This window comes from Caulobacter sp. GW456-12-1-14-TSB4 (assembly GCF_059424195.1).
In genome coordinates, this window is the sequence record NZ_JBWKZF010000048.1 from 1 (window position 1) to 21,193 (window position 21,193).

Here is a 21,193-nt window from a genome sequence, read left to right on the forward strand (position 1 = left end):
GCATGACGGCTTAAACGCCAAGACCCCTCTCCTTTAGGGAGAGGGAGGGGCCCGCGCGAAGCGTGGGAGGGTGAGGGGTTACGAGGGCTGACGGCGTGCCGGCACTCCGTCCACCGCTGTAACCCCTCACCCCAACCCTCTCCCTAAAGGAGAGGGAGCTCGTCCGAGCCTAGAACGAATTACTCCACCTCACCTGCTCGGGCAGCGGCAAGCTGGCCTCGAACACCAGCCCCTCGGGGCGGAAATCAAACTTCGCCTGGCCCTTCTGCTCGCGCCGTATCGAGCTCTCGATCAGCCGCGTGCCAAACCCCGGCTGGGCCGGCGGGGTGACCGGCGGGCCGCCGGTGTCGCGCCACGCGAAGACGAGGTTGTCGGTCACCGGATCGCGCTTCCAGCTCACCTCGACGCGGCCCGTCGGCACGGACAGCGCCCCGTACTTGGCGCTGTTGGTGGCCAGTTCGTGGAACACCATGGAGAGGCCCACCGCCGTGTGCGGGGCCAGGGCCACCTCGGGGCCCGAGCGGTCGACGCGGTCGACATAGGCCCCCAGGCTGGCCTCGACCAGCGCGCCCATGTCGGCCTCGCGCCAGCCGGTGCGGGTCAAGAGGTCGTGGGCGCCCGACAGCGCGATCAGCCGGTCGGTGAACACCTCGACCGGCGCCCTCCAGTCATCGTTCTTGGGAGTCTTGGCGAAGGTCTGGCGGGCCAGGGCCTGGACGGTGGCCAGGGTGTTCTTCACCCGGTGGTTCAGCTCGTTGATCATCACCCCCTGGCGGTCCTCGCGGGCCTTCAGCTCGCGGGAGGCCTCGCGCAGGGCGGCGTGGACGGCGGCGATCTCCTCCAGGCCGTCGGGATCGGCGGGCGGCAGGGTCTCGCCGCGGCCGATGACGCCGGCGTCCGACACCAGTCGTCCCATCTCGCGATTGATCCGGCGCGAATAGATCAGCGACAGGCCGATGCCCAGCACCAGCAGCAGCAGGAAGATCCCGGTCCCCAGGGCGACCGACCGGTTGACCGTGCTGGCCAGGTCCTCGCGCGGGACGGCCACCACCAGGGTCCAGCCGGTCTGGGGCGAGCGGGTATAGGCGACCATGGTCGGCACGCCTTCCAGCGACACGCTCTTGCTGACGCCTTCGGTGGAGTGGCGGAGGTTCTCCTCCATGTCCTTGGACGCCAGGTGGCCGGTGAAGGTCTCGTTCTGGCGCGAGCGGGCGATCACGTGGCGGTGGTTGTCCAGCAGGGTGGCGACCCAGCGGTCGGGCACGCGCTGCTGGCGGAAGACGGACGTGAACGAGGCCGAGTCCACCACGTAGGAGAGGACGTAGAACCGGCCCTTGACCATGATCGGCGCGCCGACCGTGATCACCGGCTTGCCGGCCACGGGACCTTCCAGCAGATCGGAGACTTTGCTGCGCCCGGCCGCGAAGGCGGTGGCCTCCTCGCGGGTGCGCTTGATCCTCGGCAGGGGCGCGCCATAGGGCTTCAGCGTGTTGACCACCTGCTGGCCGCTGGCGTCGGCCACAACGATCCAGCCGGCGCGGCGCTCCATGGCGCGGCGGGCGCGGGCGTGGAAGGCGGCCCAGTCGCCGTTGATCAGCGCCTGGTCGGTGGCCAGGGTCTCGGCGACGGAAACGCCCACCGCCGCCTGGCGGTCGATCGCGCCGTTCAGGGCTCGGGCGGTGGTGACCAGCTGCTGGTACAGCCGCCCACGCGACTCGCGGTCGGCGCCGGCCAGCAGGAAGCCCATCGACAGCAGGGCGGGAACCAGCAGGCTGACCGTCAGGAGCACGAGCCGGCCGCGCACCGAACTGGCGCGCCGGGGACGTCCAAAGCCTCGCTGATCCCGTTCTTCCATGCCTGGGCGGACCCGCCATGACGAGCGCGCCATGCCGCTCTCGGAACTTGTATAGCGAAGCGAGTCGCGTCCGGCGTCTCAAAAATCAGAGGTTGCGGTTAACGAGCGTGGCCGTAGCCGATCGGGCGTTTTGTGCGTTATGAGACAGCCATGAAGAACCTGCCCAATATCCTGACCGGCTCGCGCCTCGTGATGGCGCTGTTCATGTTCATCGCCCTGGCGGCCGCGGCGGGCGCCGTGCCGTATCTGAGCGAGACCCTGACGGCGGAAACCCAGCTGCGGCTGGAGCGCTGGGCGTTCTACGCCTTCGTCGTCGCCTCGGTGACCGACTTCTTCGACGGCTGGCTGGCGCGGAAACTCGACGCGGTGAGCGTCTGGGGCGCGATCCTGGACCCGATCGGCGACAAGATCCTGGTCTGCGGCGCCCTGCTGGGCCTGATGGCGCTGGGGCCGAACAACATGGTCGTGCTGCCGGCCGGCCTGATCCTGTTCCGCGAGTTCACGGTCAGCGCCCTGCGCGAAGTCGGCGCCGGCAAGGGCGTCAAGCTGCCGGTGACCCTGCTGGCCAAGTGGAAGACGACCCTGCAGCTGGTGGCCATCGGCGCGGAGCTGATCCTGGCCAGCTGGGGCGCGTTCGGCCTGCCGCCGGAGCCGGCCGCGATGGGCGGCTTCACCGTGGTGGCCCACGGGCTGCTGTGGCTGGCGACGCTGGTGACGCTGATCACCGGCGCGCAGTACTGGGAAGCGGCAAGGAAGGCGCTGGGTTAGGCGAGCGCAGCGGCTTCCTCTCTCCTCCCCCTCTTGGGGGAGGGGGACCGCCGAACGGCGGTGGAGGGGGCCAGCGCCGCGCCAACTAGGCCGCACAGACCCCCTCCGTCTCGTCGCGTATCCGCGCCGATCCACCTCCCCCAAACGGGGAGGAGAGAACCATCTTCGCTTCCCGCCCGTTCCCCCAGCACAGCTTCGGGGACCCTCGCGCATTGACCCTCCATCAAGGCCTCGCCTTCGGCCTGATCGCCGCCACCATCGCCGCCTTCGTCTGGGGCCGCTGGCGCTATGACCTGATCGCGCTGGGCGCCCTGGCGGCCGGCATGGCGCTGGGCCTGATCCCGGTGAAGGCCGCCTTCGAGGGCTTCGCCAACGACATCGTCATCATCATCGCCAGCGCCCTGGTGCTGAGCGCCGCCGTCGCGCGCTCAGGCGTAGTCGATCTCTTGATGGCCCCGCTGCTGCCCAAGCTGAAGGACGAGCGGACCCAGGTTCCCGTCCTGGCCGGCACGACCGCCGTCCTGTCGATGGCCACCAAGAACGTCGGCGCCCTGGCCCTGATGATGCCCAGCGCCTTGCAGATCGCCCGCCGCACCGGCGTCTCGCCCGGACGCCTCTTGATGCCGATGAGCTTCGGCTCGCTGGTCGGCGGCTTGGCGGTGCTGGTCGGCACCTCGCCCAACATCATCGTCTCGGAGGTTCGGCAAGAAGCCCTGGGCCAGCCGTTCAAGATGTTCGACTTCTTCCCGGTCGGCGGCGTGCTGACGGTGATCGCTATCGCCTATCTCAGCTTCGCCTACCGCCTGTTGCCGCGTGATCGGAAGGCGGCGATCGATGTCGACGCGGCCCTGGCGGCCAGCGCCTATGTCACCGAGGTCGAGGTCCCGGAGGGCTCCGAGGTCGGCAGCGTGAGCGCGCTGAAGAAGGCCGGCGAAGGCGCGGTCTCGGTGGTCGCCATCCTGCGCGGCCGCAAGCGGATCGAGGCTCCGCACGCCAATCTGAAGATCCACGCCGGCGACGTGCTGCTGCTGGAAGGTGAGCAGCAGGCGCTGAACCAGCTGATCGTCGCCGCCAAGCTTCGCCTGCGCGACGCCGACCGGCCGGTGGCCATGAAGGAGCCGACCGAAGAGGTGCGCGTGGTCGAGGCGGTGATCGGCGGCGAGAGCGACCTGATCGGCCAGTCGGCCCGCAGCGTCACCCTGTCCGACACCCATGGCGTCAACCTGCTGGGCGTGTCGCGCAGCGGCCACCGCATGGCCGGGCGCCTGGCGACCATCCGCCTGAAGGCCGGCGACATCCTGGTGCTGCAAGGCGCCGAGCAGTCGTTGCCGGGGGCTTTGCAGGCCTTGGGTCTCCTGCCGCTGGCCGAGCGCGAGGTGCGGCTGGGCGGGGTGCGTCACGCGCTCTTGCCGGTGATCATCCTGGCGGCGGCCATGGCCTTGGTGGCGGCGGGCGTGGTCCCGGTGGCGGGCGGCTTCTTCGGCGCGGCCGTATTGGTGGTGGCCACCGGCGCCCTGCGGATGCGCGAGGCCTATGCGGCGCTGGAGGCTCCGGTCCTGGTGCTGGTCGCGGCCCTGATCCCGGTCAGCGACACGGTGCAGAAGACCGGCGGCGCCGACCTGATCTCGGCCTGGCTGTCGGGGGCCTTCCACGGCCTGCCGCCGATCGCCACCCTGACGGCGATGATGGCCGTGGCCATGGCCGCCACCCCGTTCCTGAACAACGCCGCCACGGTGCTGATCGCCGCCCCGATCGGCATGGGCGTGGCCCAGCGGTTGGGCCTGAGCCCCGATCCGTTCCTGATGGCCGTGGCGGTGGGGGCGGGCTGCGACTTCCTCACGCCCGTCGGCCACCAGTGCAACACGCTGGTGCTGGGCCCGGGCGGCTACCGGTTCGGCGACTACGCCCGGCTGGGCGCGCCGCTCAGCGTGCTGATCCTGCTGATCGCGCCGTGGCTGATCGCGTGGGTGTGGCCGTTCGCGCGGTAGCGGGGCGGCGGGCGTCTTTCTCCTCCCCCCTTTGGGGGAGGGGGACCGCCGAACGGCGGTGGAGGGGCCAGCGCCGATGGGGCCTGACTAGCCCCCTCCGTCTCGTCGCGTATCCGCGCCGATCCACCTCCCCCAAGAGGGGGAGGAGAGTCTTTCGATCGCCTCGACCATCTCCGGCTCCGGCGCGCCGTCCAGCAGCCAGGCCGGCTCCGAGGCCAGGCGTTCTTCAGGCGGTCGCTCCGCCCGCATCATCGACGCCAGCCAGCTGGCGCCCGTTTCCCGCAGAACCATCGTCGTCTCCTCGCGATGATGATTATGAGAATGAATTGCAATTATGACTCTCGCAAGGCCCTAATCGTCGCTCTAGTCATCGGGGGGGCTATCGACGCGGCAGATGGACCGCCCGGCGGCGGGAAGCCTCGCGTTCCAGCGGGGTGATGACCTCGGCGACCTGGCGGCGCTGGGCGGGCGTGCCGGTGATGTCCAGGCGGCGGGCGTTGGACAGCAGGGTGTTCAGCTCGATGTCCGTCAGGGTGGGAATCTTCTCGATCAGGGTCATGCCGAACTCCTGTTTCGCCGGTATTTTGGCAGGTCTCGCGCCGACAAAGATGGCGTTAAGCAAGGCAACGCTCGAATCGCTGTCCAGGGTCCGAGATTCACCGCAAGTAGACCGGAAATTATTTCCTTGATTTTCGAGGCGGAATTTCTGATTATCCCGTATCGAATTCGCTGCCGCTCGGCCTGCTATTCCTTGCTCCCGTGGTGGAGCGCCGGACGCGCCTTCCGAACTTCCAACGAAATTTGATCGTCGATCGGGACGTTTTCGGCCGACGAACACCTATGACTACAAGGATATCCATCATGGCTACTGGCACCGTGAAGTGGTTCAACTCCACCAAGGGCTTTGGCTTCATTCAGCCGGACAACGGCGGCGCGGACATCTTCGTGCACATCTCGGCCGTCGAGCGTGCGGGCCTCGGCTCGCTGAACGAAGGTCAAAAGATCTCGTTCGAGCCGGAAGTCGACCGCCGCAGCGGCAAGACCTCGGCCGGCCAACTGCAAGCGGTCTAATCGACCTCAAGCGGTTGGACCCACGGGTTCAAGGGAACAGGCCAGCGCTCGCGCTGGCCTGTTTTCGTTTGGGGGTTATCCCTGAAAACCCTCTCTCTATGAGAGAGGGAATCCGAGCTTGACGGCCGCTGCGCGCCGGGGCTTCCCATTCTCTCCATGCTCCGGACGCTTGTCGCCCTCTTCGCCGTGCTGACCCTGACCGCCTGCGGGTCGCTGCCGCGTGAGACGTTCACGGCCACCGACCTGGCCGGCGAGGCGCCGCAGGGGATGAACGACATCCGGTTCAACGCCAGCGACGCCGAGGCCGGCATCCGCTTCGCCGAGGCGGCCCGCACGCGGCGCGCCCATCAGAAGACCTTTGACGTGCTGGCCATTTCGGGCGGCGGCTCGAACGGGGCCTACGGGGCTGGTATCCTCGTCGGCTGGACCAAGACCGGCGAGCGGCCCGAGTTCGACATCGTCACCGGCGTCTCGACCGGGGCCCTGACCGCGCCGTTCGCCTTCCTCGGCCCCGACTGGGACCGCCGCCTGACCGAGGCCTATACCAGCCCGGCCGCCGAGAAGATCCTGGAGCGGCGCGGCATCGACCTGCTGTTCAAGCCCGGCTTCTACGACACCAAGGCGTTGCGGGCCCTGGTCGACAAATATGTCGATCCGCCGCTGCTGTATGCGATCGCCATGGAGCACGCCAAGGGCCGGCGCCTGTTGATCGCCACCACCAATCTCGACACCGAGGAGACGGTGATCTGGGACATGGGGGCCATCGCCGCGCGCGGCGACGCCGCCTCGCTGAAGCTGTTCCAGGACATCCTGGTGGCGTCGTCCAGCATCCCGGGCGTGTTCCCGCCGACCCTGATCGAGGTCCAGGGCAAGGGCCGGGCGCTGTCGGAGATGCATGTCGACGGCAGCGTCACCATCCCGTTCTTCGTGGCCCCGGAGTCGCTGCTGCTGTGGACCGCGCCCAAGGTCGGCGAGGCGCGGCCGGGGCATGTGCGGGTGATCGTCAACGGCAAGGTCGGCGGGGCGTTCGGCTTCACCCGGGGCGGCACCCTGTCGGTGGTGGGCCGCTCGTGGCTGACCATGAGCAAGGCCTTGCTGCGCACCCACCTGACCGCCAGCGCCGCCTTCGCCCGCCGCAACGGCGGCGCCCTGCTGTACGCGGCCATTCCCGACGACGCCAAGGTCGACACCTCGGGCCTGGATTTCAGCGCCGACAACCGCCTGACCCTGTTCGAGCTGGGCCGGCGGCGGGCCGAGATGGACGTCGCCTGGACCGAGCCGACGATCCCCGAGGCCGCGCCGCCGCCCGCCGTGCCCGTCGTCGCCGCGCCTATTGGGCTGGCGGCCAGTCCGCCGGCGGGGCGCCGGTGAAATCGGCCATCTGGGCGTCGTAGGCCTTCTGGAAGGCCGGGCGGCCGGTGCAGCGCGCCAGATAGGCGGCCAGTTTCGGATACTCCGCCAGCATCTCTTCGGGCACGCTGCGCAGGATGTCGGTCATCAGGATATCGGCGGCCGAGAAGCGGTCGCTGTCCAGGAACGGGTTGTCGCCCAGCCGCGTCTCCAGCTCGCCCAGCCGCTGGCGGACCCAGCCCTCGACGCGCGGGCGATGGCCTTCCGTCCAGGCCTGGCCGGCGCAGAAGACATTGAGCTCGGCCAGCATGGCGATCGGGGTCTCCATGGTGTTCAGCGCACAGAACATCCAGGTCTGGACCCGCGCCCGGCCGGCCGGATCGCGCGGCATCAGGGCCTCGTGCTGTTCGGCGATGTGCAGCACGATCGCGCCGCTCTCGAACATCTCGACCTCGCCGTCGGCATAGGCCGGGACCTGGCCGAACGGTTGCCAGGCGCGATAGGCGGTCTTGTCCTCCAGCTTGATCAGCGTCGCGTCATAGGTCTGGCCGACCTCCTCCAGGGCCCAGCGGACCCGCAGGTCGCGGACATAGCCGCGGGCGACGTCGGGGACCCAGGCATAGGCGGATACGGTGGCGGTCTGGACGTTCATTGGACGGTCTCCAGATAGGCGGTGAGCTTGTCGAGCAGGCTGTTCCAGCCGCCGGCGTGGCTGTCGCGGGCCTCGATGGTCTTGAACGGCGCCTGGTGGAAGCGGAGCATCGTGCGGCCGCTGGCCAGGGACAGGAAGGTGACGGTGACCAGGTTGTCGACGTCCCAGGCGCCGTCGTCCCATTTGAACGTCATGACGATGCGTTCGTTCGGGACGATCTCCTGATAGACGCCCGACTTCCACGCCTCGCGGCCGTCCTCGCCCCGCATGCCGTAGCGATAGGCCCCGCCGACGCGGAAATCCTGCTCGATGCCGATCGGCTCGAAGGTCTTGGGGCCCCACCATTTCATCAGGTGCTCGGGCTTGGTCCAGACGCGATAGACCAGCTCGCGCGGGGCGTCGAAGAGGCGTTCGATCAGGAGCTCGTCATCCTGGACCACGGCGATGTCGGTCATTTCCCAGTCTCCTTGTTCTTGGCTTCCTCGGCCTGGAGTTCCGCCAGGTAGTCGGCCATGCGGTCGAAGCTGGCGTCCCAGAAGCGGCGATAGTGGTCGATCCAGCCATAGGCGCGCTTCAGGGCCTGCGCTTCCAGCTTGCAGGGGCGGGCCTGGGCCTCGCGCGAGCGGCTGATCAGGCCCGCGCCCTCCAGCACCTTCAGGTGGCGCGAGACGGCGGGCAGGCTGATGTCGAACGGCTCGGCCAGCTCGTTGACCGTCGCCTCGCCGGACGCCAGCCGCGCCAGGATCGCCCGGCGGGTCGGGTCGGCCAGGGCGGCGAAGGTGGCGGTGAGGGGATCGGTCATGTATTTAATCTATGTGTTAATTAACGTGATTGTTAAATTGAGGGCGCGCCGATGTCAACCGGCGTTCTCCGGCCTCGGCATCGCGGATCGCAGAGCTGTCCCGTCTAGAAGGCGGCCCCCAGCGTGAGGCCATTGCCGTTGGAGCCTGTGGTGCCGACCAAGGCGATCACGGCCATGCCGTGGTCGGTGAAGTCGTCGGCGCTGAGGCTCGTGTCGCCCGCGACGTTCGCGCCGGTATTGACCACGGCGTACACCGTCTTGCCGGTGCCGCTGCTTTCGAAAACCGAGACCAGGTAGTTGGCGTCGGGGGCCAGGCCCGTGATGACGCTGGCGCCCATGGCGGTCTTGAAGAGCTGCTCGATGCTGCCCGCGGCGGAAAGGGTAATGGCGCCGCTCGTGAGCTTGAAGAGCACGACATTGGCGGTGTTCGGCGCCCTGGTTCCGTCGGCCGAGCTGACGTTGTCCACGGTAACGGCGTAGCCCGCCGACAGACCCTGGGCGACCGCGCCCCTGGCGAGGCCGGTGAAGGTGGTCCCGGCCGCGTTCTGCAGGCTGAAGTCGTGGTCGTCGGCGCTGAACCGGAGGGTGGGGTTGTTGGCGACGGCCGCGCCCGCGGTCCCGGTGATCGAAGCGGCCTGCAGGCCAGTGAAGGTCGTGGCGCTGCCCGTGACCGTCAGCATGTTGCCGACGAAGCGGATGGTGTCCGTGCCGACGGTGACGATGGTGTCGGCGCCCGCCTGGGCGTTTTGTCCCTGGGCGCCGAGCGTGATCGTGTTCGCGCCGGATCCGGCGTTGAGGGTGTCGGCGCCGATCCCGCCGACGACGGTGTCGTTGCCGGTGCTGCCGGTGAACGTCAGCTTGCCGGTTAAGGCGCTGGCGTCGATGTTGCCGGCGACGGCGGAGGCCATGGTTATGCTCAGGGCGGTGTTGCCGGTGATCACGTGCTTGGCCGTGAGCTGATCGGAGCCGATGCGATTGAGCACCGCCGATCCGGCGGAGACGATGTTCAGCGTTTCCAGGCCCGCGATGTTGTTGAGCACGTTCACCACCGCGGTTGACGCGCTCGTGCTGGCGAAGTTCAGCGTCAGGCTATCGGACGCGCCGCCGCTGCCGCCGGCCAGGCTCAGCGACATTGTGGTCTTCGTCGGACTGTTCGTCAGCGTGACCGTCTCGCCGATCTCGAGATTGGTGATGCCGAGGGATGTCAGGCTGGCGCCGTCGATCTGCAACTCGGTCAGCCCGTGCCCGGCCAGCAGGCTGGCGTCCTGGGTGAAGGCGCCGGCGGGGCCCATGTTGAAGCGGAGGGCCTCGATGTTGCTGACATTGGTCAGGGTGGCGGCGGAGGTCACGGCGGTCGACACGGCCAGGACGTCGTAGCCCGCGCCGCCGTCGACGGTGTCGGCGCTGGTCAGGTTGGCGCCGAAATAGACGACATCATCGCCAGACCCCAGCTTGACCGTCTGGTTGGCCGCGCCGAGCGTGCTCGCGGCCGAGCCGATCGTGACGGCGCTCGTGGCGGCGCTGGCGTCGATGGTCGGGGTGAGCGCGATGTTGTCGCCGGCGCCGAAAAGCAGGGTCAGCGGCGCCGAGCCGCCGATGTTGAGCCGCGTGAGGCTGGTCTGGGTGGTGTCGGTGTTCAGCGTGACGTAGTTCGCCACACCGGACGAGACCGCCGAGACGATGTTCAGGGTCTCGTATTCATTGGCGGTCGGCGTGGCGGCGCCGATCGTCACCGTCGCAAACGAGCTCGCGCTCGTGCCGACGTCGGTCAGGGTCAGGGTCACCGCGTCGGCGGCGCCGGTCAGCGCCGTCCCGTTGGGATTGAAGGTGACCGCGCCGGACGCCAGGCCGGTGAGCCCCAGCTTGGTCACGCTCGCTCCGAAGCCCGAGAATTTGAACCCCGACTGGGACGGGGTGGCGACCAGTTCGGTGAAGCCGCTGGTCGTGGCCAGGTTGACCGTGGTGTTGGCGACGCTCGCCGTCACCGTCAGCCGCTCGATGTTCCGGACCCTAGTCGGGTCGATCGTGAGATTGGGGCTGTTGGTTCCGGCCATCGTCAGCGCCAGGGTGTCGTAGCCGCCGGCGCCGTCGAGATCGTCCAGCGCGGGATCGAAGGTCGAACTCATGTTGCCGGTGAGCACGCTCCCGTTCAGGTTCGCTATGCCCGTGAAGGTGTCGTCCGCGCCCTGGCCGGCGAACGTGTCGGCGGCGGTCGTCAGGGTGAAGCTCTGGGGCGTCGGCGCGGCGGGAGCCGGCGGCGGGGGAGGCGGCGCCGGCGGCGGGACATAGCCGACCACGGTCTCGGTCGGGGGCGCGGCGGTCACCGGCTGGCCCGTACCGCTCGAGCCCGCGCCGGCGGTCGGAGCGTAGGTCTGGGTGAGGTCGGTGTCGTAGACCGCCTTGTCCTGGCTCAGGGCCAGCATGAAGTTGTTGGCGGCGGCCGCGTAGAGGCCGATGTCGGCCTTCATGGCCTCGCCCATCAGATAGCCGGCGGCGGCCGCCTTCACGGCCAGGTCGATCTGGGCCTGGGTCATGCCGGGGGTGATCATGCCGGCGCTCTGGGCCGTGGCCAGGAGCGCGGCCTGGCGGCCGACGATGTCGGCGATGGCCTTGGCGGGATCGACGCCCGCGGCCTTGGCGTAGGCCTGCCCGATGATGCTCTCGTAGATCGAGGCGATATAGTCGGCGAAGCTCATCGCGCCGTAGTTGGTCGCGAAGGCGTCCTTGCCCTCGCCGACCGCGCCCAGGTTGGCGGCGAAGTTGATGTAGCGGTTCTCGGTGTTGAACTTGCCATAATAGGCGTCGTTCAAGTCATTGGGGTTGGTGTCCGAATTAACCAGATAGGCCAGGCCGTCCTTGGTCGGGCTCTTGCCGGTGAAGAACTGGTAGCTCAGCGCCGCGAGCGCGGTGCTGTTGTCGGCGCTGTTGAGGACGAAGCTCAGCGCCTGCGCGTCGGTCATGGCGCCGGCGGCATTCTGGAACGCCCTGTTCTGCAGATCGGCCAAGGTGGCGGCGTCGGGCGCGAGGCCATCATGGACAGCCGTCCAGGCCGCGACCAGCTGCTTTGCGGTATAGGCCATCTATTGGCGCCCTTGGTGTCGAATCTCACTGGGTTCGTTCTATCCGGCCCTCGGGGAAACTCAATCACGGGCGCATGACGATGCGGGTTTAGGGTCGCGCCCGGCCGACCTGGTCCAAGCGGGTGGGCCAAAGAAAAAGGGAGGCGGGCCGAAGCCCGCCTCCCTTCGAAGCGCTGATCGTGGTCGCGTGTCAGATCGTGATCTGACCGGCGGTCACGGTCGACGCAGCCAGGCTGATCGTGCCGACCAGCTTGACCACGATGTCCGTGCCGGCGACGAAGGTGGCGCCGGCGCTCAGGTCCTGGACGACATAGGTGTCGCCGCCGAACTGGAACCAGTGGATGACCGCCGTGCCGCTGCCGTCGGCGGCCGCGGCCGCGTCGAGATAGGCCGCCAGGCTGGCCTGGCCGGTTATCTGCGCGCCCACCGCCGTCGGCGCCAGCGAGCCGCCCGGGGTGATGGCCAGCTTGTCGCCCGCGCCGAAGCCGGTGATCGAGGTGAAGATCGTGTTGCTGGCGGCGTTGGCGGCCGTGATGTTGACGACGTCATTGCCCGAACCGACGTCGATCGTGTTCTGGCCGCCGCCCACCGTGACGGTATCGATGCCCGTGCCGCCGGTGTAGGTGTTGTCGCCGCTGGTGGCGGTGAAGGCGTTGGTCCCGTTGCCCAGGTCGACGCTGTTGTTGCCGGTGGTGAACGTGACCGTATCGTTGCCGACGCCGGCGGTGACTGTCTGGAGGCCCGCCGCGCCGGTGACGCTGTTGTTGCCGGCGCCCAGGTGGATGATGTTGGCTTGGCCGTTGCTGGCGTTGACGATGTCGTTGCCCGAGCCCCCGTCATAGGTGACCGCGCCGTTGACGGCCGCCGAGAAGTTGACGGTGTTGGTCCCGGTGGCCGAGCCCTTGACCGCCGCGGCCGCCGCCAGGGCGCCCGAGGTCCAGGTGAAGCCGCCCAGGGTGATCCCGCTGGCGTCGACCGTGGTCAGGGCCGTGCTGGTCGCCGTCAGGGTCAGGCCGGCATTGCCGGTGACGTTGATGGTTTTGACGTTGTTGCCCAGCCAGGTCAGCGTGTCGTTGAAGGCGCCGCTAGGCGTGGCTTGCGTGTCGGCGGTGGTGATGTTGGCCGTCTCGACGCCGGTGGCGGTGATCCCGGTGGTGGCGAAGGCGACGCCCGCGGTGGAGCCGTCGGTGAGGATCACGCTCAGGCTGTCGGTCGCGCCGCCCATGTTGCCGGCGCCGATGGTATAGGCCGTGCCGGCGCCGTTCAGCACCAGGGTGTCGCCCGAACTCAGGTTGTTCAGCGTCAGGCCGTTGCCGCCGCTGGTGGTGACGTAGTGGTAGGGGCCCAGGATGGCCAGATCGATCGTCTGGTTGGTCGAACCGGTCAGTTCCATGCGCTCGAAATTGAGGAAGGTGTTGGCGAAGGTCGCGGTGCCCGAAGAGGCCTGGGCGCCGGCGGCCGTCACCCTCAGCACGTCGGCCGTGCCGGCGCCGGCGTCGAACGTGACGCCTGCGTTCACCGTCGTGAGGGGGGTGGTGTCCAGGATGTCGTTGCCGCCGCCCAAGGTGAAGTTGTGGTTGGCCGCGGTCGCGGACAGGGTGACGATGTCGACGCCCGAGCCGCCGTCATAGCTGGCCTTGTTCGAGTCGATCGTCACGGTGTTGGCGCCGCTGGTCGCCGAGGCGTTGACCGCCTTGACCGTGGCCCCGGACAGGTTGGCGGTGATCCCGGCCGCGCCGGTGATGGTCACGGTCTGCAGCGCTGAAAGGCCGGCCGTGCTGTTCAGCTTCAGCGTGCTGGCCCCGCTGAGGTTGATCGCCGTCACGGCGCTGGTGGTGATGTTGGCCAGGGTCGAGTTCTCGGCCCCGGTCGTGACGTTCAAGGTCGTGTAGACGTCGGCGTCGTCCAGCGTGCCGCCGGTCTGGCCGTTCACCGTCAGGTTCAGGGTCTTGTTGGTCGGGACGGTCAGGCTGGAGTTGTCGATGATGATGTTGCCCGAACCGTGGGCGACCTTCAGCGTGGTCAGCGCCGTGTCGGCGATGCTGAGCGTGGTGAAGCTGTCGACGTCGATGCTGGTGATCGTGCCGGCCAGGGTGGTGGAGCCCGCGTTGATGTCGAAGATGTGGACGCTGTTGGCGACGATCCCGGCGGTCGAGCCGTCCGCGGTCGCCGCGGTCGGCGCCTTGATGGTGACCGCGGTGGTCATGCTCTCGCCGTTCACGGTCACGTCAGAGTTAGTCTGGGTGGTGTTGACCGCGTTGGTGGCGGTCTGGTTGATCGTGACGGTCGTGCCGCCGGTCACCTGGGTGACGCCGCGAGCGCTCACGCCGCCGGCCGAGACGTTGAGGACCACGGCGCCGGCGATCGGCGTGGTTCCGCCGATGGTGATGTCGCCGGAGGTGAGGCCGGTCTCGTTCAGCGTGACGTCCTTGCCGCCTTTGATGAAGACGTTGTTGGCGCCCACGCTGCTGGCCGTGAGGGTCACGCTGGTCGTCGAGGCGGCCGTCAGGTCGTCGCCGCCGACGCTGGTGACGTTCAACTGGGTCAGGCCCGTCCAGGTCGTGGTGTTGGCCGTGACGATGTTGTTGTTGACGATGTTGACGGTCTCGATGCCGCTGATCGTGGCCGCCGCGGCGCTATAGGCGCCGGTGGCGTTGATGGTCAGGGTGTCGTTGCCGCCGCCGCCCTTCAGGTTGTCGGCGGCGTTGAACGTGAGATCCGTGCCGGTGAAGGTGTCGTCCGCGCCGCCGCCGGTGAAGAGGTCCGTGCCGACGGTCAGCACGAAGGCCTGCGGCGTCGGCGTCGACGGGGCTGGCGGCGACGGCGGCGGCGCGGGTGGCGCGGGCGGCGGCGGCAGGACGACGGGGCCGGTCGAGGGCGATCCGCCCCCGCCGCCGACGCCGTTGGTGCTGGGAGCGGCGTAGGTCTGGGTGATGTCGGTGTTGTAGACGGCCGTGCCCTGGATCAGGGCGAGGCTGAAATTGTTGGACGCCGAGGCGTAGACGCCGACATCGGCCTTGATCGCCTCGCCCATCAGATAACCGGCCGTCGCCGCCTTCAGGGCGATGTCGATCTGGGCCGCGGTCATGTTGGGGGTGATCATGCCCGCGCCTTGGGCGGTGGCCAGGATCGAGGACTGGCGGGCGACGATGTCGGCGATCGCCGCCTTGGGATCGATCCCGGCGGCGGTGGCGTAGGCCGAGCCGACGATGGTCTCGTAGATCGAGGCCACGAACGTGGCGTAGGTCATCGATCCGTACTTGGTCGCGAAGTTCGCCGCGCCTTCGCCCTGGACGCCCAGGTTGGCGGCGAAATTGATGTAGCGGTTCTCCAGGCCGAACTGGCTGTAATAGGGGTCGTTCAGGTCTGTCGCGTTGAGCGGGGAGTTGACCAGATAGGCCAGGCCGGCCTTGGTCGGGCTCTTGCCCGTGAAGAACTGGTAGCTGAGTGCGGCCAGGGCGGTGGAGTTGTCGGCGCTGTTGACGACGTAATTCAGCGCCTGGGTGTCGTTCGGATAGTTCCCTGACACCCTGACAAATTCCTGCAGCGTGGCCAGGGCCGCGCCGCTCGGGGCGACGCCGCTATGCGCCGCCGTGTAGGCCGCGACCAGTTGATCCAGCGTATAGGCCATTGCGCTTCGCTCCTGAGGATATCGTTGTTCTCCAAATTTCTAGGCCCAAGGCGCTCCGGTTGTTGAGTCTAATTCTCTCAACTCAATCATTTTTTGCTTCGCACAATAAGATATCGATCAAATTGAAATGTCGATTTCTGTCCTTATAAGGTTGGTATGTAAGCTTTGGTTTCTCGATGATCCGAGTATGGGAAATGTAAATCGAAATATACTAAGCTTAACTATAAGGCCCTTGTGAAATAAGGGGTTGATGCGGATTTGAAACGTAAAAATCCTGCGTACCAAATCCTTGAAACAAGACGTGCGCCGGCGCCGATGTCCGGCTTCGGCGCGCGCTTTCGCTCCTGATTGTCGCCGTTGGGTCGGCCTTCGACGACGGTCCCCGATCCGGGCGCGGCCAAGTTCGCGCGCGCTGTGGCGGTCCCGGTGGGGTCGGATAACCATGCTCGCCGCATCCGGGGTTGCACGGAACCGACTCCGTCTCTACACGGGCGGCTTAACCTGCAAGATGGTCGACAGCGGGCGCGCGGATGTGCGCGACCGTGTCTTTGCGCGAGTTAGCCATGCCCAAGAGAACAGACCTTTCCTCGATCCTGATCATCGGCGCCGGCCCGATCGTCATCGGTCAGGCTTGTGAGTTCGATTACTCCGGCGTCCAGGCCTGCAAGGCGCTGCGCGCCGAGGGCTACCGGATCATCCTGGTCAACTCGAACCCGGCCACGATCATGACCGATCCGGACGTGGCGGACGCGACCTATATCGAGCCGATCACCCCGGAGATGGTCGCCAAGATCATCGAGAAGGAGCGCCCCGACGCTCTGCTCCCGACCATGGGCGGCCAGACCGCGCTGAACACGGCGCTCGCCCTGGAAGCCGACGGCACCCTGGCCAAGTTCAATGTCGAGATGATCGGCGCCAAGGCCGAGGTCATCGACAAGGCCGAGGACCGCCAGAAGTTCCGCGACGCCATGGACAAGCTGGGTCTCGAGAGCCCCAAGTCCAAGGCCGCCCACACCATGGAAGAGGCCCGCGAAGGCCTGGCGTTCGTCGGCCTGCCGGCGATCATCCGTCCGTCCTTCACCCTGGCCGGCACCGGCGGCGGCATCGCCTACAATGTCGAGGAGTTCGAGGAGATCGTCGAACGCGGCCTGGACCTGTCGCCGACCACCGAAGTGCTGATCGAGGAAAGCGTCCTCGGCTGGAAGGAATACGAGATGGAAGTGGTCCGCGACACGGCGGACAACTGCATCATCGTCTGCTCGATCGAGAACATCGACCCGATGGGCGTCCACACCGGCGACTCGATCACCGTCGCCCCGGCCCTGACCCTGACGGACAAGGAATACCAGTGGATGCGTGCGGCCTCGATCGCCGTGCTGCGCGAGATCGGCGTCGAGACGGGCGGTTCGAACGTCCAGTTCGCGCTGAACCCGGCCGACGGCCGCATGGTCGTCATCGAGATGAACCCGCGCGTGTCGCGTTCGTCGGCCCTGGCCTCGAAGGCCACCGGCTTCCCGATCGCCAAGGTCGCCGCCCGCCTGGCCGTTGGCTACACGCTCGATGAGCTGAAGAACGACATCACCGGCGGCGCGACCCCGGCCTCGTTCGAGCCCTCGATCGACTACGTCGTCACCAAGATCCCGCGCTTCGCGTTCGAGAAGTATCCGGGCAGCGAGCCTCTGCTGACCACGGCCATGAAGTCGGTCGGCGAGGTCATGGCCATCGGCCGCACCTTCAAGGAAAGCGTCCAGAAGGCCCTGCGCGGCCTGGAGACCGGTCTCGCCGGCTTCGACGAAGTCGAGATCCACGGCGCCGACGATCCCGACACCGGCAAGGCCGCGGTGATCCGCGCCCTGGGCACGCCCACCCCGGACCGCCTGCGCGTCATCGCCCAGGCCTTCCGCCACGGCCTGACCGTGGACGAGGTCAACGCCGCTTGTTCCTACGAGCCCTGGTTCCTGCGCCAGATCGCCGAGCTGATCCGCCAGGAAGGCTGGGTCCGCGCCGGCGGCCTGCCCAAGGACGCCGCCGGCTTCCGCGCCCTGAAGGCGCAAGGCTTCTCCGACGCCCGCCTGGCCAAGCTGACCGGCTCGACCGAGAGCGCCGTCCGTTCGCTGCGCCAGGAGCTCAGCGTCCGCCCGGTTTTCAAGCGCATCGACAGCTGCGCCGGCGAGTTCCTGGCCTCGACGCCCTACATGTACTCGACCTACGAGACGGGCGCCCTGGGCCAGATCCCCGAGTGCGAGAGCGAGCCCAGCAACCGCAAGAAGGCCGTGATCCTGGGCGGTGGTCCCAACCGGATCGGCCAGGGCATCGAGTTCGACTACTGCTGCTGCCACGCGGCCTTCGCGCTAGACCAGATCGGCGTGGAGTCGATCATGGTCAACTGCAACCCCGAGACCGTCTCGACCGACTACGACACCTCCGACCGCCTGTACTTCGAGCCGCTGACGGCCGAGGACGTGCTGGAGCTGCTGCATGTCGAGATGAGCAACGGGACCCTGGCCGGCGTCATCGTCCAGTTCGGCGGCCAGACCCCGCTGAAGCTGGCTCACGCGCTGGAAGAGGCCGGCATCCCGATCCTGGGCACCAGCCCGGACGCCATCGACCTGGCCGAGGACCGCGAGCGCTTCCAGCAGTTGCTGAACGGCCTGTCGATCGCCCAGCCTGAAAACGCCATCGCCCGCACCTGGGACGAGGCCCGGGCGGAAGGCGAGAAGATCGGCTTCCCGTTCGTGATGCGTCCGTCCTACGTGCTGGGCGGCCGGGGCATGGAGATCATCCGTGATCACGAGCACCTGGAACGCTACATCGCCAACGCCGGCGACATCTCGATCGAGCACCCGATCCTGCTGGACCACTATCTGAGCCGCGCCACCGAGGTGGACGTCGACGCCCTGTGCGACGGGACCGACGTGTTCGTGGCCGGCGTGCTGGAGCACATCGAGGAAGCCGGCGTCCACTCGGGCGACAGCGCCTGCTCGATGCCACCCTTCTCGCTGAAGGCCGAGACCATCGAGGAGCTGAAGCGCCAGACGGTGCAGATGGCCCTGGCTCTGAACGTCCGTGGCCTGATGAACGTGCAGTTCGCCATCGAAGAGCCGCACGGCGAGAACCCGCGCATCTACGTCCTCGAAGTCAATCCGCGCGCCTCGCGCACGGTGCCGTTCGTGGCCAAGACGATCGGCCAGCCCGTGGCCGCCATCGCCGCCAAGGTCATGGCCGGCGAGCCCTTGGCCAGCTTCGGCCTGAAGGACGTTCCGTACGACCACATCGCGGTCAAGGAAGCGGTCTTCCCGTTCGCCCGCTTCGCCGGCGTCGACACGGTGCTGGGCCCGGAAATGCGCTCGACCGGCGAGGTCATGGGCCTGGACTGGAAGCGCGACGGCGAGGCCGACATGGCCCCCGCCTTCGCCCGCGCCTTCGCCAAGAGCCAGCTGGGCGGCGGCGTTAAGCTGCCGCGCTCGGGTACGGCCTTCGTCTCGGTCAAGGAAAGCGACAAGCCCTGGATCGTCGAGCCGGTGAAGCTGCTCCAGCAGGCCGGCTTCACGGTGCTGTCGACCGAAGGCACCCGCGCCTATCTGGCCGAGCAGGGCGTCAAGGTCGACCACGTCAAGAAGGTGCTGGAAGGCCGTCCGAACATCGTCGACGTGATGAAGAACGGCGGGGTCCAGCTGGTGTTCAACACCACCGAAGGCAAGCAGGCCCTGGAAGACAGCTTCGACATCCGCCGCACGGCGCTGATGATGAAGGTGCCGTACTACACGACCTCGGCCGGCGCTCTGGCCGCCGCCCAGGCGATCGCCGGCGCGCCGGACGAGGCGCTGGACGTGCGTCCGCTGCAGAGCTACGCGGCGGAGTAGGGCAGGGCCTTAAAGATGCTCCCCCGCGATGCGGGGGAGCTGTCGGCGGAGCCGACTGAGGGGGCTAATGCTGCCTGGGCCGAGCTGGCCCCCTCCGGTCCTCTGGGCCACCTCCCCCCGCAACGCGGGGGAGGATCTATCGCCTTACTTCCCGTCCTTCTTCCAGCCCCAGGCGTCCATCGCCACGTCGAACAGGTGCGTGTTCGGGAAGTACCCACGCACCCGCTCGGCGCCCGCGCCGGTGGCCAGCGCCACGACCTCCTCGCCCGTGTGGGTGCGGTTGACCATCACGTTCTTCAACCGGATCAGGTCGTCCTCCTTGGCGCCCGGCGTCTGGGCGGCTTTCCAGGCGTCGTAGCCCTCCAGCAGCGGCTCGCCGCGCTTGCCGCCATCGACCTGCAGGCCGAACGAGTGGTCGGCGGTGAACAGCAGCAGGGTGTCCTTCAGATCGACGCGTTTCTCGATCTCGGCGATCAGCTTGTCGAAGTCGACGATGTGCTGCAGGCCTTCCTTCGGGTCGTCGGTGTGGGCGTCCCACTCGACCACCAGCAGGTAGCCCTTGGGCGAGCCCTTCAGCAGGTCCAGCGCCCGCAGGGTGGCGGCGCGGGTGTCGATCTGGTCGTCCTCGGTCACGACGATCGGCCGGGTGTTGGTCGCGGGCGCGTCTTCCAGCTTGGCGTAGATCGGACGATTGTGCGCCTTGGCCAGCTGGTCGAAGCCGGTCCCGGCCGTGGCCAGCTGCTGGCCGATCGTCTTGCGGCCCGTGCCGAACAGCACATCGACGCCGTCGCCGAACCTGGGCGTGAAGGCCTGCTGGAAGATCTCGCCCCATTTCTTGCGGTCGTTGGAGTGGGCGTAGGTCGCCGCCGGGGTGGCGTCGGTGATCGGCTGGGAGGTGACGACGCCGGTGCGCAGCCCGCGCTCCTCGGCATATTCCAGCAGGGTCTTGGTCGGCGCGCCGTCGGTCTTGCCGCGCACGCCGTCGGGGCCCTGGCTGATGACGCCGTTGTGGGTCTTCACGCCGGTCATGATCGCCGACATGCCGTTGGCCGAGTCCGAGACGAACTGATCGACCGGCGTGGTGTCGCTGAGACCGAGGTTGGGCCACTGCTGGACGTGCAGCTTCAGCGGCTGGCCATAGCCCAGGAGGCTGGCGGCGTTCACCGACGGCACCCCGCCGGCGTCGGCCAGGAAGACGATGACGTTCTTTGCTTTTTGCGGCTCAGCCAGGGCGGGGGCGGCGATCGCCAGCGACAGCAGCGAGGCGGCGGCCAGAAGACCTTTGAGCATAGGTTTTTCCCAAGCGGACGTTGCGTTGAGAACGGCTTCTAGCCGCTAGGCGAAGCGATTGGTGTGACATGACTATTACAAACCATGGCTACTGCCGCACGCCGCCCCGCACGGTGTAGCAGTGCCGCCGCCCCGCCTCGCTGCTGCAGAAGCCGCTCTCCATCGTGCCGGCGTGCAGCATCACGTACTGGTCGCGGCGGCACTGGAACCAGGCCTGCTGGAAGGCGACGTGCTCGACGTCCTGGTGGAACACCGGCTTCTGGTCGACCGTGTAGAAGCGGGTCATGGCGGTCAGTCCGCCGAAGCTGCCCCGGCCGTTGACCAGGCCGCAGATCTGGCCCGTGCGGGTGGACCACACCGCGCCCAGCTCCAGCGGCAGGGTCTGGTTCAGGCGGGTGTCGAGATTGGCCTGCACGATCCGCCATTCGGTCTGGGCCAGGGGGCGGTAACGTTCGATCTGCTCGGGGGCGGGCTTGGGCAGGAAGGCGTTGGCGCGCTCGAACTGGGTGAGGTCGAAGCCGGTGAAGAACATCGCCCCCAGGGTCCCGACCACGGCGATGGCGGAGAACACCAGTGGAATCCATAGCCGCCGCGTCGTCCGCGTCCCGAAATCCCGCACCGCCATGGGCCCCTCCATCCGTGTGGGGAGAGGTTGGGCGGCGGTTGGGAAAATTACAAGTATAAAAACTTACGAACGTAATTACGGGGCTGCATCGAGCTGACCCATCTCCGCCTGCTCAAGGCAGCACTCAATTGGTAGGCCCTCAAACTTGTCATCCCGGCCGCAGCGAAGCGGAGAGCCGGGACCCAGGGGCAACCGTACGGGGCTTGGCCCCTGGGTCC

The 21,193-nt window shown here is 67.8% G+C and carries 14 protein-coding genes and 2 pseudogenes; 6 read left to right on the top strand and 10 right to left on the bottom strand.

What is annotated here, in order from left to right; translation table 11 throughout:
* Positions 1 to 36: 36 nt before the first annotated feature.
* Positions 37 to 130 (bottom strand): annotated as a pseudogene (locus AC07YH_RS25485) (hypothetical protein); the annotation flags it as partial.
* A gap of 39 nt (positions 131 to 169) precedes the next feature.
* The gene (locus AC07YH_RS25490) at positions 170 to 1,855 is read right to left on the bottom strand and encodes a sensor histidine kinase (protein ID WP_494749694.1); all 1,686 of its coding nucleotides are present in this window, start codon (positions 1,853 to 1,855) and stop codon (positions 170 to 172) included.
* 150 nt (positions 1,856 to 2,005) lie between these two features.
* Here AC07YH_RS25490 and pgsA point away from each other — a divergent pair, with 150 nt between their 5' ends.
* Together pgsA and AC07YH_RS25500 are read left to right on the top strand one after the other, a co-directional pair.
* Positions 2,006 to 2,623, top strand: coding sequence for a CDP-diacylglycerol--glycerol-3-phosphate 3-phosphatidyltransferase (gene pgsA, locus AC07YH_RS25495; RefSeq protein ID WP_494749695.1), 618 nt, complete (start codon positions 2,006 to 2,008; stop codon positions 2,621 to 2,623).
* A gap of 212 nt (positions 2,624 to 2,835) precedes the next feature.
* Positions 2,836 to 4,611: an SLC13 family permease gene (locus tag AC07YH_RS25500; RefSeq protein WP_494749696.1), complete on the top strand. Its 1,776-nt coding sequence runs from the start codon at positions 2,836 to 2,838 to the stop codon at positions 4,609 to 4,611.
* Positions 4,612 to 4,990: 379 nt separating this feature from the next.
* On the opposite strand, the gene AC07YH_RS25505 is transcribed toward AC07YH_RS25500, so the two are convergent.
* Positions 4,991 to 5,170, bottom strand: a complete 180-nt coding sequence (locus AC07YH_RS25505) for a hypothetical protein (protein ID WP_494749697.1) — start codon at positions 5,168 to 5,170, stop codon at positions 4,991 to 4,993.
* A 302-nt stretch (positions 5,171 to 5,472) separates the two neighbouring features.
* Here AC07YH_RS25505 and AC07YH_RS25510 point away from each other — a divergent pair, with 302 nt between their 5' ends.
* Positions 5,473 to 5,682 carry a cold-shock protein gene (locus AC07YH_RS25510; RefSeq protein ID WP_099575950.1) on the top strand — a complete coding sequence of 70 codons (210 nt, stop codon included), beginning with the start codon at positions 5,473 to 5,475 and terminating at the stop codon, positions 5,680 to 5,682.
* Between the two features lie 156 nt (positions 5,683 to 5,838).
* A complete protein-coding gene (locus AC07YH_RS25515; RefSeq protein WP_494749698.1) occupies positions 5,839 to 7,053 on the top strand; it encodes a patatin-like phospholipase family protein in 1,215 nt (404 codons plus the stop codon).
* On the opposite strand, the gene AC07YH_RS25520 is transcribed toward AC07YH_RS25515, so the two are convergent.
* The 5 genes from AC07YH_RS25520 to AC07YH_RS25540 form a co-directional block, all read right to left on the bottom strand.
* Positions 7,013 to 7,684: a glutathione S-transferase family protein gene (locus AC07YH_RS25520; RefSeq protein WP_494749699.1), complete on the bottom strand. Its 672-nt coding sequence runs from the start codon at positions 7,682 to 7,684 to the stop codon at positions 7,013 to 7,015. The genes AC07YH_RS25515 and AC07YH_RS25520 overlap by 41 nt on opposite strands.
* A complete protein-coding gene (locus AC07YH_RS25525) occupies positions 7,681 to 8,139 on the bottom strand; it encodes an SRPBCC domain-containing protein (RefSeq protein WP_494749700.1) in 459 nt (152 codons plus the stop codon). The genes AC07YH_RS25520 and AC07YH_RS25525 overlap by 4 nt, the downstream gene beginning before the upstream one ends.
* The gene (locus AC07YH_RS25530; protein ID WP_494749701.1) at positions 8,136 to 8,486 is read right to left on the bottom strand and encodes an ArsR/SmtB family transcription factor; all 351 of its coding nucleotides are present in this window, start codon (positions 8,484 to 8,486) and stop codon (positions 8,136 to 8,138) included. The genes AC07YH_RS25525 and AC07YH_RS25530 overlap by 4 nt, the downstream gene beginning before the upstream one ends.
* 104 nt (positions 8,487 to 8,590) lie before the next feature.
* A complete protein-coding gene (locus AC07YH_RS25535) occupies positions 8,591 to 11,566 on the bottom strand; it encodes a hypothetical protein (RefSeq protein ID WP_494749702.1) in 2,976 nt (991 codons plus the stop codon).
* 190 nt (positions 11,567 to 11,756) lie between these two features.
* On the bottom strand, positions 11,757 to 15,197 hold the full coding sequence (locus AC07YH_RS25540; RefSeq protein WP_494749703.1) for a hypothetical protein: 3,441 nt from the start codon (positions 15,195 to 15,197) through the stop codon (positions 11,757 to 11,759).
* Between the two features lie 563 nt (positions 15,198 to 15,760).
* Here AC07YH_RS25540 and carB point away from each other — a divergent pair.
* Complete coding sequence (gene carB / locus AC07YH_RS25545; RefSeq protein WP_494749704.1) at positions 15,761 to 19,060, top strand: carbamoyl-phosphate synthase large subunit; 3,300 nt, start codon at positions 15,761 to 15,763, stop codon at positions 19,058 to 19,060.
* Between the two features lie 144 nt (positions 19,061 to 19,204).
* On the opposite strand, the gene AC07YH_RS25550 is transcribed toward carB, so the two are convergent.
* Together AC07YH_RS25550 and AC07YH_RS25555 are read right to left on the bottom strand one after the other, a co-directional pair.
* On the bottom strand, positions 19,205 to 20,350 hold the full coding sequence (locus AC07YH_RS25550) for an alkaline phosphatase (protein ID WP_494749705.1): 1,146 nt from the start codon (positions 20,348 to 20,350) through the stop codon (positions 19,205 to 19,207).
* 88 nt (positions 20,351 to 20,438) lie between these two features.
* On the bottom strand, positions 20,439 to 20,975 hold the full coding sequence (locus AC07YH_RS25555) for a hypothetical protein (protein ID WP_494749706.1): 537 nt from the start codon (positions 20,973 to 20,975) through the stop codon (positions 20,439 to 20,441).
* Positions 20,976 to 21,121: 146 nt separating this feature from the next.
* On the opposite strand from AC07YH_RS25555, the pseudogene AC07YH_RS25560 reads away from it, so the two are divergent.
* Positions 21,122 to 21,193: pseudogene (locus tag AC07YH_RS25560) on the top strand (hypothetical protein); the annotation flags it as partial.